Here is a 13,772-nt window from a genome sequence, read left to right on the forward strand (position 1 = left end):
GCTCTATAGGCGCGCACGCCGTACCGGCTTCCCCTGCCGGTAGCGGCACTACGCATCCGGCGCAGGTGACGCCGCCCGACACGAGTCCATTGCCTCCGAGCCGTCCTGTCGGCACAGAGATCGACAGTGTGGTGGCTCCGCCGGAACCTCCGACAGCACCTGTTGCTCCGAGCCCCGGCACGCCACCAGTTGGCAGGCCGGACGGCGCAGCTCCGCCGCCCCTCGCGGTGCCTCCCCTTCCCGGACGTCCCGGCCCAGTGCCCGAAGCCCTGCCGACCGGAAGGCCGACAACCGGCGGGCGCGCACCGTTGCCTCCCTCCCAGGGAGCGATGCCAGGGCGAGGGACTCCCCGGCCTGTGGGCGGCGACAACGGCATCATCGGGGGTCGTCAGGTTCCGTCGGCCAATCGCCCCTCCGGACCTGTACCGCGCGGCACGGTCATTGGGGAGACGCCCCGTCCAGGGCAGGCAACAGTCGGTCGGCCGACCACGCCTGGCATCCCCGGTGGCACTGGAGGAGCCCCAGGACCGAGGCCGGGAGCGCCACCATCTAACGGCATTGTCGGAACACCCCGGCCCACGACATCCGGGGGAACTCCAGGAGCGCCCCGGAACGCCACTCCTGCCTTCCGCGGGGTCGTAGGCACTTCGCACAGCCCCGAGCCCAGGCAGCAGGCTGCTGCCCGGACGGCAGGCAGTCCGACCGCAGGTGGTGTCACTGGAGGAGTGCCGCGGCCAGCGGCTCAGGGGCGCAGCACTGGCTTCACCTCGGGCGGCAGCGGCCTCGTCCGTTCCGAGGGCGGCGCCAGCGATCCAACGCGCCCCGGACAGAGGCCACATGAGGGCTCCGCCTCTCCAACAGACCAGCACAGCCCTCCGCAGAGCCACGACCGCTCAAGCGGCCGCTCGGGTTACGCGACTGAGCCTGAAGAGACCTGGTATCAGGATCGGCGGCGGCCCATTCCACCCGTGATCGAGTAATGCCGCGCCGAACCATTACGAGGACGAGGATGCCCAGCAGCGGGACAGCACGACGCTACGGCCGAACGGCAACCGCAGCTCTGGCGCTGCTACTGACAGTTGTCGCAGCGACGCCGGCCCACGCCGCCAGCATCCGGTCACAGCAGTGGCATCTCGACGCCATGCACGCGGACGAGATGTGGAAGACCAGCACAGGCAAGGGCGTCACAGTCGCGGTCATCGACAGTGGCGTGGAGACCCCGATGGAACTGCGCGGCCAGGTGCTCGACGGCAAGGACTTCACACCCGAATCCGGTGATGAGCACGATGACCTCGACGGGCACGGCACCGGCATGGCCGCACTGATCGCCGGCACGGGAGCAGGGCCTGGTGGCGACGGCGCCTATGGGTTGGCCCCAGGCGCCAAGATCCTCCCCCTGAGAGTGTCGACCAGCACCGGCGGGCCGGCCTTCGACAAGATGCTGACCTCCGCCGTCCGGTACGCTGCCGACTCCGACGCACAGATCATCAATATCTCCATCGCTTCCTCGAAGAAGATCTCGGGCATGGACGAAGCCGTCCGGTACGCACTGGCCAAGGACAAACTGATCTTCGCTGGTGCGGGCAACGGCGGTGAGCTCGGCAATCCCACCGAGTATCCCGCAGCAACGCCGGGCGTGGTGACCGTGACCGCACTCGACCGAGACATCAAGGTCACCAAGGAGTCCAGCCACGGACCCCATGTGGATCTGGCGGCCCCTGGGGACGAGATGGTCGCCGCCTGCGCGGGCAAGACCGGTGTGTGCAAGTCGCACGGCACCAGCGACGCAACCGCCATCGCCTCCGCCTCCGCCGCCCTCATCTGGTCGAAGCACCAGGACTGGACCAACAACCAGGTTCTGCGGGTCATGCTCAACACCGCGAGCAAGCCCAAGAGCGGCAAGAAGCGCACCGACTACCTCGGCTACGGCGCCATCCGCCCCCGTATCGCGCTGAAGGCCCCAGGTGATCCCGGTCGTGCCGATAAGTACCCGCTGCCTGACCTCGCGGCTGATGCCTCCAGCTCGCCATCCCCCGATGATGCAACTCCCGGCACCAGCAGGCAGAAGGATCAGCCGCCGACACAGGAGGCCGCACCGAACTCTGGCGAGGGCACCACGGCGCCGTGGATTGCTCTGGGCGTCGGCGCCGCGGTCCTCTTGGGTGTCGCAGTCGCAGTTCCCGTCCTCCGTCTCCGGAGGCGCTGACGCCAAGGACACCAGCGACTTCTCGGGAACTGACTTGGTCTATCCCTCATCCTCCTCACATTTCTTGAGGAGGTCGGTGGTCTCCGTGTTCTTGAGGAGAACATCGTCACGGGCGTCAGATTCCAACCCCGCAGGCGACTTGAACCCCTTCTCTTGGGCCGCCGTCCAGGAATGGAGCATGGCGATGCTCTGATTGCGGAAGAAGTCTGGAGTTGATCCTGGGCGGCCTGCTCGCCTTGGCGCTAAAGAAGCAGCCGCCTGCCACCCCACGCCAGTCGTATCCCCGTTGCCTTGACCTGCACTTTCTCCCGCCGTGCCTACTCTCAGCGGACAGAGCCTCCCACGGTGATGGAGTTGGCTTCTTCCGGGCACGTGGTTGCGTCTCGGACATGTCGTTGCAGGTCAACGTTTGGTGCAGCCGAACCGTTTGCCCGCCGTGTCGACGAAATTCTCGAACAGATCTAGCGTGCGGGGAACGCCTGGCTGCCCCATGGCGTCGTGGTAGCTCTGCCCGATGTCCATGGAGAAGTACGTGGGCCTACCCGAGCAGTCAGCGACCACATGCCAGGAGTCGAACCCCGAGACCCGATGACCCGCCACCTGTGCCTGCTCCTCATACCCGCGCGAGGACCGAATGCCCGCGATGATGTGCGGCTCCTGGGTCACGACAAATGTGGCGTGCCCCTCAACCTCGCACGACCAGACAGGCTTGGTGCGATCCTGGAGCCTCTCAAGGATGTTCGCCTGGCCCTTCTTCCCGGGGAACTGCAAGCCGTCAATGCCACATACCGCACTGCTTTCTGATGGGCGCGCATTGGGGGCAGCAATGAGGGCGTCGGGGGCGCTGAGGGCTTGTTTCCCCGCACAATTGGCGCTCTTGGCGGCGTTATTGGCGACTTCGGTCAGCATCCGGGAGACCTTCATCGGGTCCGATCCCTCCGGAGCGTATGCCTCGACGATGGCGGGACCGTCGTCTGTGGTGCAGGCGTCGGGGAGCAAAACCCAGCTGTGGTCTGAGCCCACCGCACCCGTGGCACCGTCGGCGAAATAGGACATCCTGGCCGGGCTCAGCCAGCGACCATTGTCCGCGAAGGGGAAGTCGCCGCGCTCGCGGCTCCCCGAGATCTTCAGGGATTCGGTCTCTGACCCCAGAAGGAAGGATGAACTATCCACGGTGCAGGTGAAGTCAAGCCGGTCACCTGACTCGACATCCAGAGCCACTCCGTCGGCAATACGTCCGGACTTGGTGAAGACGGAGCCCGCCGATTCGGCGGATACCAGCCCTCCGCACACGCTTTCCCGGCCGAAGAGGTTGGTGTTCAACCACAGATGCGCACCCACGGCCAGGACGACGACTGCTAGGGCTGGGGCAATGATCTTCCGTCCGAGATGTGGTCGGCCGCTGCTGTTCGTCATTTCATTTCCTCGTACGCAGTGCCGTGAAGGCGTCCTCGCGCCCGGTGATGAAGCTCTGCCTCGCCTCGCCCATGGCATGCCCGTGCGCCTCGGTACCACCGATGCCGTGCTCGCTGCCCCAGCCGCGAAGAAGCGTGTTCGTACCGCCGATGCCGGTTTTTTCGGAAGATGCGGTGCTGTCCTTGGACCTGGCCGCGTCCTCGGCTGCGGCAGCTACGTCCTTGGAGTACTCGTAGGTCGCCGCGTTGAGCCCACACCGTGGTACAAGAGCGGCAAAGACCGCACCGACTACCTCGGATACGGAGCCATCCGCCCCCGCATCGCATTGAAGACCCCCGCCCCTGGCCCTGCCGACAAGTCCCCTCTGCCCGACCTCGCGGCCAACACTCCCAAGTCCCCGTCTACCGATGATGCAACTCCCGGCAGCAGCAGACAGAATGATCAGCCGCCGGCACAGGAGGCCGCACCGAACTCCGGGGAGGGCGCCACGGCGCCGTGGATCGCTCTGGGCGTCGGCGCGGCGGCGCTGTTGGGCATCGCAGTCGCGGTTCCCGTCATCTGTTCCCGGAGGCGCTAACGTCAACTCGGCCGGCGACGTAGCAGGGCGTGCGCCTTGGTCTATCCCTCATCCTCCTCGAACTTCTTAAGGAGGGCAGTGGTTTCTCCGTTCGTGCGGGAAACGTCGTTAAGGGAGTCGCTCTCCAGTCCGGCAGGAAGCTTGAACCCTGGTCCTTGGGCTTCTGCCCACGAGCGGAGCATGGTAAGGCTCTGATTGCGGAAGAGGTTCGAGAGTTCCTGGTTGGTGTCTCCCAATTCCTTCTTCCAGTTGCTGACGATGTGTCCCACAGGGTTGGCTTTATATTCCGGCACTTCGGTTTCAGAGGAAGATGCCATGGCGTTCCGTACGCGCTTCCTCCAGTTCTCGGCGTCCGCTTGCTCGAGACTGGATGTCACATGGCTGGCGATGCCGTCGTATGAGCCGAGGGCCAACGAGTTCCCCAGAGATGAATTCCTCAGCGAGGGCGTCTTCCCGTCCTTGTGTATGTCGGAAAGCTTCTGCGCGGCGTGACGCCCTTCCGCGCTTCTCATTTCGGCATACGCCGAAGGTTCTTCTGACACGGCCCTCATGAGGGGAACCAGTTCGTCATCAGCTACCGTCATACGAACCTGCCCCGAGAGGTCCTTCCAGGGCTTTTCATCAGAAAGGTGCAGTACGTAATCTGCGTCGAGTCCCCTGAGGATTTCATGCGTGTCGAAGGTGTAATCGGCAAGGAGCTGCGCCAGTGGAGTCCTCAATGAGCTCTCAATGGTGAGACTATTACGCTCGCGGAGCTGTCTGCTGATCGATGAGATGATCTCGCGCATCGACTGGGCCTGCTCCATGGAGTGCTGTCCAGGCTTGTCGCCTGCCGCGGCGTCCTTGAGCCTCTCAGCCAGTGCTGAGCAGTCAAGCCCGTCTAGCTGGCCCCCTCCGAGAGCCTTCTCGATACCCTTGTCTGCGCTGATATCGGCACAGGTGACGGTGTCGTCATCCGAATTCACCCACACCCAGGTGCCGATGCCCCCAGCCGTCAGAACGGCAATGCCGACCGTCAGCACTGCCACTCGCATGCCGCGAGTAGAAAACAGGGACACGAAGATCCTTCCCGTTCTATCCACAATCTGAGCTAGCTGGGAGTGTCCTTGAGCATCCCCGCTGCGTCCCCAGCGCCACGGCTGTGCCCGGAGAGGATTGCCTCAGTGAGGTCCTCCGCCATCTCTCTACCTTGCTTGGTCTTCAGGTCGTAACGCTCCTCGCCCCAACCGTGCACCATCAGCTGCATTTGCTCCCGTGCCTTCAGAAACCGGTCATTGACGGCCTCGTTGGCCTCAGCATCAGCGTCTTCCTTCAACTCGCCGCCCCAAGCCCATGCCCATGTGTCCACGCCTCGTTGCAGGGCGTCTCCAACCACGATCGACCCGCCCGCCGTTGGGATGGCCATCGGGGTAACAGCGCCGCCGATGATGTGGTAGGCGACCTTGGACTTCCAGTCCGCGTCGGAATATGCGTCCATCCGATCGTCATCGAGTACGTCCTCGCGGATTGAGGTGAAGACGCCCATGGCTGCACCCGCCTTGTTCAGCGTGTTGCGCTCGGAGGTTGACGTGGCATCCTTCGGGAGGTGGTTGAGTTCGTCGTTGATGAAACGGGATTCAGCCTTGTGTAGCGTCCCGTATGCCTCCGGATCATCGGAAAGCCCTCGCATGACATGAATCAGGCTGTCTGCATGAGACGCCATATGCGCCTGGCCCGGATGCTTCTCGTCCGGGAAGAACCCATCCTTGGCATGCAGCGGATAGTCGCCGTTGAGCCCACCGAGGATTTCGTGGGAGTCAGGCGCGTATTCGCCGAGCGCCTGCGCGATGGGCATTCTGAGGTTCTCGTGGATCTCGGTGTCGGTCCCGCCGTCCAGAACGTTGATGATCTCGTTCATGACGCGGGCCTGTTCCGGGCTGTGCGTGTAGGCAAGCCGGGGATGCTCGTTCTCGCCGATCGGACGATGCCCGGTCGCGGCCGCCTCCAGGGCTGCTGCGAGCCCCTGCCTGCTCGTCGGGTCGTCTTCTTGGGTCCCGGTTGCGTAGAGGATCTTCGGCCAGTCTCGTACCGCCCCGTCTGGCGCTCCCTCGCTGTCGCCCGCGAGGTACTTCAGGTGATTGTTCCCGACATGGTTCTCACCCTCGCCGTTCCCCTTGGGGTCGAAGAAGGCAGTGGCGGCATCGGGATGCTCACTCATGACCTCCATGAGGCCGTCGATGGCATCACTCTTGATCCCCTCGTGGCCCCCTCCCACCTGCGTGAACATGCCCTGGTGATCCTTCTCGGCCTGAATGAGGTCGTCTCCGAGCTCGTACAGGAATTGGCCGTCGAACCGGGCATTGCTGTCCTTCATCAAGCTGACGAGGGACTGGTAGCCATACAAGGGGTCGGTCTTGCTGCCGAAGTTCTTGACTCCGGTCTTGTCGAGGTCGTTCGTCCACTCGCGATAGAACTTGCCCTCGTCGCTGGCGAGCCACTTTTTGAACGCCGGGGAACCAGGCGGCATTTTGGTGACGTTGCCCTTGACTTCGGTCGCACGGGCGACTGTTGTGGCCAGGCCCTCGCGCAGCTCCGCATACTGTTTCCGCTCTGCCTTCCCGCCGTCGCGTGACAGGTTGTTCAGCTGGTTGGCGAGTTTGACGGTGCCGTCGGTACCCATGCCGGTAAGGAACGTCTGGGTGAAGCCCTTCCTGTGCTCGTTGTCGCGGAAGGCTCGCTGGAGCTCTGCGCGTTCGGCGGCAGAGACCTCTTCGCCTCCGTTGATGCGCATGGCGATCTCTTTGGCGTGCGCGGCTTCGTACTTCTCGACATCGCCCTGTGCTTGAGTGTTGAAGCCGTTGATCGTTCCGTCCCGTACGTCGCTGTCGAGAACAACGGCTTCAAGGGCGATCTTTACACCGTCGTCAGCGTCGGTGACGGCCTTGACCGCTTGCTGAATACGTTCCGCCCAGCTGGATTCGGCGCCTCGCAGGTCCGGGTCGTGCTGGGCTGCCCTGACTTCTTGCGGGGATAGGCGGGAGTAGTCGAGCTGCACCATGCCTTGGTCGGACACGCGCATGCCCGCTTTGACGGCGTCATCACGCACTGCCTTGACCTTGTTACGGAGATCGACGAACTGAGCGTGGGCGTCCCGCAGGAGGTCAGCAATGGCCTTTGCCTCCTTCTGGGCCGCCTTGTACTCGCTCAGCGTGATACGGAAGCGGGCGTTAGCCGCCTCCGCGCTCAGGCCCTGCCAGGTCGGGCACAGGGTGATGCCATGGACACTCTTGTCGTACGTGTCCTCGAGCTTCTTGAACTTGGCCGCCATGGCGTCCCATTGCTCGGCCGCCGTGGTGAGCTTGGACAGGTCCGTCGTCATGACTTCGTGGTACGTCGGCATGGTTCCCCCGCGGTGTCCCTCGTGCTGATCAGTACTTGTCGATGCCGGAACGACGTCGGAACTGCGAGGCCACCGCCGCGTCGTTGTCACCGAACGACACGGCGGTCCGGCGTAGCTCCGCCTCGTCGGACTGCAGCCGACCGATCAGCGCTTTCACCTGGCTCTCCCACTTCTTGTGGGCCTTCTTCAGCGCGGTAGACGTATCCCAGCCATGGCCGTCCTTGGCGTCGAACTCCTTGACTGCGGCAGTCGTCGTTTCCTCTGCGGTTCTGCCAGCATCCGCCGTGGGACCTTTCAGGTGCTTGTCGATCGCGTCGGCAGCCTTCCGCTTCTCCGCCGGGCTCGATGCGAAGTCCGGAAGGCCCGTTCCACCAGCGGGCCCGCCACGGCCTTCGCCATCCGGAAAGGCGCCATTGAGCTGCATCTGCGCGGACCTTTGCGCGACAGCTTCCGCTTTGCTCTGCTCCCACTCGTCCCAGACCATGCCGTCCCCTCCCCGACGCCGACCGATCTTGGACCACACTACGTAACAGCAGTCACAGCGAGAAAGGCGGGAGCAGGTCAATGTCAGCGTTGCCACGTCCTGGCCACGGTGTGCTCTGCTCCAAGAGCTCCATGACTTCCTGGGCACAGCCCCATGACAGGGTTACCCCGGCTCCGCCGTGCCCGTAGTTGTGGATGACAGTGGTGCCGTCCGCCTTGCGCGCTGCCTCGACCCGGACCTCGTGCCGGGTGGGTCGGGCTCCCACGCGGTGCTCGATGACCTTCGCGTCAGCGAGACGGGGCTCGATCGCCGTGCACCTGTCGATGATGGCCTGGGCTGCGGCCTCGTCGACCGGCAGGTCGCCGTTGCCGCCGATCGCGGTGCCACCGAGAGTGACGGTGTCGCCGTGCGGATAGATGCAGACGAGGTCCGGGGACAGCCCGGTGTCCTCGGAGAAGAACTCGGTGATCCCGGGGTTCTCCACGATTACGTGCTGTCCGCCGATCGGCCGGACGTCGGGGTCCCGTGCCAGGTCTCCTGCAGTTAGGCCGGCGCAGTTGACGATGGTTGTCGCGTGGGCAATGTCGTCCAGGCTCCGGACAGCGCCTGCCTCGATCTCGCCGCCGAGGGCGAGGAAGCGAGTCCGCAGGTAGTCGAGGTAGACCGGCATATCGATCAGCGGCACGGTGAAGCGGTGGCCGGATACGAATTCTGGTGGGAGTTCGGCAGGTTCGCAGGTGCGGAAGCCGGGGAGCAGTTTGCTCCATGGCGGTGCTTCCAGAGGGTGCCGGGCCGCCTCCACCCCCGTGACCAGGCGGACGCCGGTGCTCTGGGGCACGTCGGGGCCATTCATGCCCCCTGAGCCCTCGTCGGCGGCCTTGGACTGCTGCTGTGCAAGTTCCCGGAAGGCTTTGAGCGAGACCAAGCTCCACTCCCGCACTTTCACCCTGGGCTCCGCGAGATACGGTCCCCACATCGCGCCCGCGGCGAGTGACGTGCGGCCGGGGATCTCCTCGGCCACAATCCGTACCGGCAGTCCCGCTTCCCGCAGGACGACCCCGGTGGTGAGCCCCGAGACGCCTGCGCCCACGATGACTACGAGTTCAGCCTCAGTCATGAAACGACAGTAGTCGTCGCCGCAGAGCGATCGAAAGCGCCCGGCTGGCGGCTGTTGTTACGGCCGCTTCGCCAAGCCCTGCTCCAAGTCCGGCAGGAAGTCCCGTACGTACGGGTTCCGCTGTTTCCTGCGCAGGTCGGCCGCCAGCTGCCGCAAGAGGGCTGTGCTGCGAGGTGAACGTACGGTTTCGAGGCGGGTGACTGCGGTGGTGCCTATCTCGCAGGCGCGTTCCAGGTCGCCCGACGCGCTGTACCCGAGCGCGAGCCACGCTCCTTCGTACAGGGCCCTGCGTTGGCTCGGGTCGCCCTTCGCGACGGCGTGGGCTCCTGACTCCAGTATGGACTCGCCTTGCCTCACGAAGCGGCGGCCCCTTGCGGAGCGGTTCTCGTGGAGGGCTGTGCGACCGAGGCTGATGAGTGCGTAACCGGCCTGGCATTCCAGGTGGTTGGGGGTCAGGAAGTACATCCAGCGGGGATCCTGCTCGGTGCTCGAGCGGTGCTCGATCAGTTCCCTGGCCTGGGCGCTCGTGCGCTCGAAGTCCGCTCCGCGGCCGGCCGCGGCGTACCCGTAGGCGAGTCGGGACAGGACCGAGGCCCGCACAGCGGACGTGCTGCCCTCGCTGGCGCGGCGGGCGGCTTCGCCGAGTGCGATGGCGTCTGCGGGGTGCTGTCGGGAGGCGGCCTGAAATGACATGTCCGCGAGGATGTGGGCGCACAGGGCCTTGTCGTTGACCTGGTGTGCGGCGCGGAGCGCGGTCGCGAAGTACCGCTGGGCCAAGCCGTGTTCGGTGGCGTCGAAGGACATCCAACCAGCGAGCTGGCCGATCTCTGCCAGTGCGCGGATGAGGCGTACGGTCGCGGCGTCGCTGAGATCGCCCTCGTGGAGCAGCAGGCCGACGGATCTGAACTGGGCGCTGACGTAGGGGAGATGGCGGGCACCGCCGTGTTCGTCGTCGAGCAGTTGCAGCAGCGGCAGGTTCTGCTCGACCTGCGCGACCAGAAGGTCTTCGGCGGTGTCCATGGCGAGCCGAGGGCTGAATGGGCTGCGGCCCGCCCCGGACTCCGCACCGGCGGAGGTGAGTCGTGCTGGAACCACCACCGACGAGGAGAGGCGAACCGGACTCCGCACCAGCGGAGGTGAGTCGGCGGTCATGCCGAAGTCGGCAGGGTCGTGGTCTGGGACTCCCGCCAGCGGAGGAGCGTTGCAGGCCGACTGCAAGTACGCCCGTCGTGAGTAAGTAGCTGTTGTCTTTCCGGACTTGAGGACGGTGCTTCTCGCTGGCTAGGCATAGGGTCGGTGATCCGGTGGGAGTGGTGGGCTGTCGTGATCACTGTTCCTGGGGAGGCCGTTAATGCCGTCGGTCGTGGGGTTACTGGAACAGCGTGAGCTCGCTACTCGTCGCCGGGTGGAGGGCTGCGCGAGGAAGCCGACCAAATTCAGGCCGAGTTGGCGGTGGCCGAGCAGGAGTGGAAGGAGTGGGCCATCGCCCGCTCGCGGATCGGCGAGGTCCTGGCTCCGGTCGACGGTACTGGGCACGATCATGCTTCGGCCGCGCCCACTGAGCTGACAGCGGCGACCGCGAAGCCCCGGTCGCAGGTGCCGGTGTGGCGTGAGGGTCTGTCTTGCGGTGTGTCGGTGGACTAGCAGCGCATCGTGCATGCGCTCACGGACCGGCATCGGCTCCACCAAGGACCCTTGACGTGCCAGGAGCTGGCCGCCTTGTTCGGCCTGGACGTGGTGCCGGCCAAGGTGGAGGCGCTTCGGTCGAAGGCGAAACGGCTGGTGGCCTGTGGCTGGCTGGCTGAGCGGCAGACGGGCCGGTTCACGCTGGCAGACGCCGTCGCGTCGCGAGACGGCGGATGGCCCGCAGCAGGGTGGACCCGCTGACCGGGACCGCCATGTGCGCCGTCAGCCGTGCTCCGGCCTGTCCGCCGAGTGCGAGCGCAACGCGTTCCAGCAGACCCTGCGCGGCTGGGGTGCGTCGGCCATAGCGGGTAGTGAGGCCGTCAACCTGCTCAGCGAACGTCCGCTACCCGGGTTGTCGCAGAAGAACCTGCGGACCCCCAGCTCTATCCGGGTTCCCGGCCAGCGACGGCGGTGTCGACCAGGGTGCGCTCGTAGCGACTGTGCACGCGCGGTGACACCGTTCCACATCCAGGACACCGGGCCTCCGGCCCAGCGCAACGCGCCTTGATTCGGACTGATCTCCCGATCGTGGCAACAGCCTCCACCACCCACCCTCGGCAGATGCGGAAACAGGACTCTCAGCAGATCAGCACCTTGACCACCGAGCACCCCGGACGAGTATCACACCATGATCAGCTTCACGGAAATTGCCGAAGACCCAAATCCGCCTGACCGCTGCCACTGGCCCAACATGACTCCGACGTCTGGGACTTCCGGTCATCGAGCAAGCCGGTAACAACGTCCTCGTGGCGTTCGATCCGATCCCCCCGGGTCTGAGCACCGCTCAATGGAGGTGACGGGATAATGCGCCTAAACTCATCACAGGAATGGAATGCGGGAACAAGCTTTCAGTGGCCTTCGAGTCCGGTGATGGGCTGGCCGGTGAGGGCCTGGGCCACCTGCCACAACTGTCCGTCTCGGGATGCCTTAGTGAGGACGACGTCGCCGGGGCGGAGGTGGGAGTGGACGAAGGTGGCGGCGGTCTGGTTGTCGGCGACGATGGCGACTTCGGGGACGCCTGCGTCGGCTGCCGCGAGGGCGAGTTGTTTTGCGAGGTCACCGCCGACGGCGACGAGTAGATCGACGCCGGTTTCGGCGGCGAAGCGTCCGATATTGCGATGGGTTTCGACTGCTTCGTTGCCGAGTTCGAGCATTTCGCCGAGGACTGCGATGGTCCGGCCGCCTTCGCGTCGGCGCGTCTCCTCGGGTGGGCCGAGGATGACGCCGCGGCCGGCGTAGAAGCGGTCCAGGTCCGGCCAGGGGACTTCGTGGAATTGCTGCGAAGTGCCGGGGAAGCCCGACGGGTTGTGGATGACCACGTGCTCCTGGGTGGCGCCGACGGCGAGGACCAGGTGGCCGCCTTGGCGTGGGGGTTCGGGGTCGAGGGTGCGGATGGAGGGGTGGACGGAGAGGATCACCAGGTGGCCGGTGGCGAGGTGTTCGGGGATCTCGGTGGCGGGCAGGTCGGGGCGGGCCTCTGCGTGGATGTCCCAGCGTTCGCGTAGGTACGCGGCGAAGGGGCTGTAGATGAGGCCGTCGAGGCCGCCGTCGTCGCGTTTGACGTAGGCGCCGGCCTTCAGGCATTCCTCGGCCAGGGTCATGGCGGTGGGGGCCGTGTACTCGTCGCGGTTGCCGTGCCAGTGGTGAAGGGCCATGCGCAGGCAGGCGATGCCGCACAGTCGCCAGGACCACCACTCGTACGTCTCCGGGCTGTCGGCGCCGTACGTGTGCCACAGCGGGTCCTCGGCGGCCGGGATCTCGCCGCGGATGATGGCGGGGACCAGTTCGGGGGATGCCCATTGGGCGTAGTACGGGACGGGGTGGATCACGGGCGTGGCGGTGTCGGGATCGCTGGTCTGGCTGTTCGGCATATAGGTCAGTCTTTCGGTCAGGGCACGTAGGAGGGTTTGGTGAAGGCGGTCTTCAGGACGTGTCGCATTAGCTGTGGGTAGCTGATGCCTGCGGCCTTGGCCATGGTGGCGAGGTTTCCACGGGTGGACAGTCCAGGGAGCGTGTTGATCTCCAGGACTGCGGCGCGGTCGCCGTGGACCATGAAGTCGACTCGTGAGACGCCGTGACCGCCGACGAGGCGGTGCACGTCGAGGGCCCGCTGCTGGACCTGGCGGGTCTGCCAGTCGGGCAGCGGGGCCGGGCAGTACTCGCTGCGCAGGGCGGGGTCGTGTTTGGCCTCGTAGTCGTAGAAGGGGCGGGTCGTCTCCACGCCCAGGATCGGCAGGGCGGTCAGTCGGCCCTCGATCTCCAGGACGCCGACGGTGCACGGCATGCCCTGGACGTACTCCTCGGCCATGAACTGTGCGTACGCGTGCTCCCGGGCTGCGTCGATGATGGAGGCCAGTTCACCCTCGTCGCGGGCTACTCCGGAGACCAGGCTGCCGCCGCCGGAGCAGGGCTTGAAGAAAACCGGCCAGCGGCCCAGCGTCAGCTTGACCATGCTGACCATGTGTGCGGTCGACAGCCCGGGGTCGAGGTCGAGCCAGTCAGGGGTGTCGATTCGATGGGCGGACATGAGGCGCTTGAACGTCGGCTTGAACATGCCGATCGCAGAGGCCATCACGCCGGAACCGGTGTAGGGGACGCCGAAGGTGTCCAGGGTTCCCTGGATCTTGCCGTCCTCGCCGCCGAGCCCGTGCAGGCCGAGTAGGGCGACGTCGATGCGGTCAGCAAGCTCGCGGACCGAGGTCTCGGCGAGGTCGATCAGTTCGGTGCGCAGGCCGGTCTGGGTGAGGGCCTTGGCCGCCGCCTCACCGGAGGCGATCGAGCCGGGCCGCTCGGGAGAGTCGCCGCCGCACAGAACCCCTACGCGGGCGGCTTCGAGATCGATTAGGGCAGGCGACATCTGTCGTTCCTTCCTGTCAGGGGTGTCGGACGTGGGTCCGGCGGGCCGGA

9 protein-coding genes and 1 pseudogene are annotated in these 13,772 nt (G+C 65.6%); 2 read left to right on the forward strand and 8 right to left on the reverse strand.

Annotated features, from left to right (window positions below):
• The first annotated feature begins 1,009 nt into the window (after positions 1-1,009).
• On the forward strand, positions 1,010-2,206 hold the full coding sequence (mycP, locus tag ACWD10_RS18470) for a type VII secretion-associated serine protease mycosin (RefSeq protein ID WP_451092140.1): 1,197 nt from the start codon (positions 1,010-1,012) through the stop codon (positions 2,204-2,206).
• A gap of 402 nt (positions 2,207-2,608) precedes the next feature.
• Here the strand turns inward: mycP and ACWD10_RS18475 are convergent, their stop codons facing one another.
• The 6 genes from ACWD10_RS18475 to ACWD10_RS18500 form a co-directional block, all read right to left on the reverse strand.
• On the reverse strand, positions 2,609-3,622 hold the full coding sequence (locus ACWD10_RS18475) for a hypothetical protein (protein WP_451092142.1): 1,014 nt from the start codon (positions 3,620-3,622) through the stop codon (positions 2,609-2,611).
• Between the two features lie 618 nt (positions 3,623-4,240).
• A complete protein-coding gene (locus tag ACWD10_RS18480) occupies positions 4,241-5,233 on the reverse strand; it encodes a hypothetical protein (protein ID WP_451092144.1) in 993 nt (330 codons plus the stop codon).
• Between the two features lie 56 nt (positions 5,234-5,289).
• Positions 5,290-7,557 carry a hypothetical protein gene (locus tag ACWD10_RS18485; protein WP_451092146.1) on the reverse strand — a complete coding sequence of 756 codons (2,268 nt, stop codon included), beginning with the start codon at positions 7,555-7,557 and terminating at the stop codon, positions 5,290-5,292.
• A 49-nt stretch (positions 7,558-7,606) separates the two neighbouring features.
• Positions 7,607-8,062 carry a hypothetical protein gene (locus tag ACWD10_RS18490; RefSeq protein WP_451092148.1) on the reverse strand — a complete coding sequence of 152 codons (456 nt, stop codon included), beginning with the start codon at positions 8,060-8,062 and terminating at the stop codon, positions 7,607-7,609.
• A 52-nt stretch (positions 8,063-8,114) separates the two neighbouring features.
• On the reverse strand, positions 8,115-9,179 hold the full coding sequence (locus ACWD10_RS18495) for an FAD-dependent oxidoreductase (protein ID WP_451092150.1): 1,065 nt from the start codon (positions 9,177-9,179) through the stop codon (positions 8,115-8,117).
• Positions 9,180-9,236: 57 nt separating this feature from the next.
• Complete coding sequence (locus ACWD10_RS18500) at positions 9,237-10,331, reverse strand: transcriptional regulator (RefSeq protein ID WP_451092152.1); 1,095 nt, start codon at positions 10,329-10,331, stop codon at positions 9,237-9,239.
• Positions 10,332-10,530: 199 nt separating this feature from the next.
• Here ACWD10_RS18500 and ACWD10_RS18505 point away from each other — a divergent pair.
• Positions 10,531-11,066, forward strand: a pseudogene (locus ACWD10_RS18505) (hypothetical protein).
• Between the two features lie 647 nt (positions 11,067-11,713).
• On the opposite strand, the gene ACWD10_RS18510 reads toward ACWD10_RS18505, so the two are convergent.
• Positions 11,714-12,736 (reverse strand): glutamate ligase domain-containing protein, encoded by a 1,023-nt coding sequence (locus tag ACWD10_RS18510; RefSeq protein WP_451092154.1) that lies wholly within the window; start codon positions 12,734-12,736, stop codon positions 11,714-11,716.
• A 17-nt stretch (positions 12,737-12,753) separates the two neighbouring features.
• Positions 12,754-13,722 (reverse strand): D-alanine--D-alanine ligase family protein, encoded by a 969-nt coding sequence (locus ACWD10_RS18515; RefSeq protein WP_451092156.1) that lies wholly within the window; start codon positions 13,720-13,722, stop codon positions 12,754-12,756.
• Positions 13,723-13,772 lie beyond the last annotated feature (50 nt).

This window comes from Streptomyces sp. NPDC002851, from assembly GCF_053591935.1.

What these genes read in the sequence shown, in the direction of transcription:
- ACWD10_RS18475 (WP_451092142.1), bottom strand. Translation starts at nt 3,622, where the DNA reads ATGACGAACAGCAGCGGCCGACCACATCTCGGACGGAAGATCATTGCC.
- ACWD10_RS18490 (WP_451092148.1), bottom strand. Translation starts at nt 8,062, where the DNA reads ATGGTCTGGGACGAGTGGGAGCAGAGCAAAGCGGAAGCTGTCGCGCAA.
- ACWD10_RS18500 (WP_451092152.1), bottom strand. Translation starts at nt 10,331, where the DNA reads ATGACCGCCGACTCACCTCCGCTGGTGCGGAGTCCGGTTCGCCTCTCC.
- ACWD10_RS18510 (WP_451092154.1), bottom strand. Translation starts at nt 12,736, where the DNA reads ATGCCGAACAGCCAGACCAGCGATCCCGACACCGCCACGCCCGTGATC.
- ACWD10_RS18480 (WP_451092144.1), bottom strand. Translation starts at nt 5,233, where the DNA reads ATGCGAGTGGCAGTGCTGACGGTCGGCATTGCCGTTCTGACGGCTGGG.
- ACWD10_RS18515 (WP_451092156.1), bottom strand. Translation starts at nt 13,722, where the DNA reads ATGTCGCCTGCCCTAATCGATCTCGAAGCCGCCCGCGTAGGGGTTCTG.
- ACWD10_RS18485 (WP_451092146.1), bottom strand. Translation starts at nt 7,557, where the DNA reads ATGACGACGGACCTGTCCAAGCTCACCACGGCGGCCGAGCAATGGGAC.
- ACWD10_RS18495 (WP_451092150.1), bottom strand. Translation starts at nt 9,179, where the DNA reads ATGACTGAGGCTGAACTCGTAGTCATCGTGGGCGCAGGCGTCTCGGGG.
- mycP (WP_451092140.1), top strand. Translation starts at nt 1,010, where the DNA reads ATGCCCAGCAGCGGGACAGCACGACGCTACGGCCGAACGGCAACCGCA.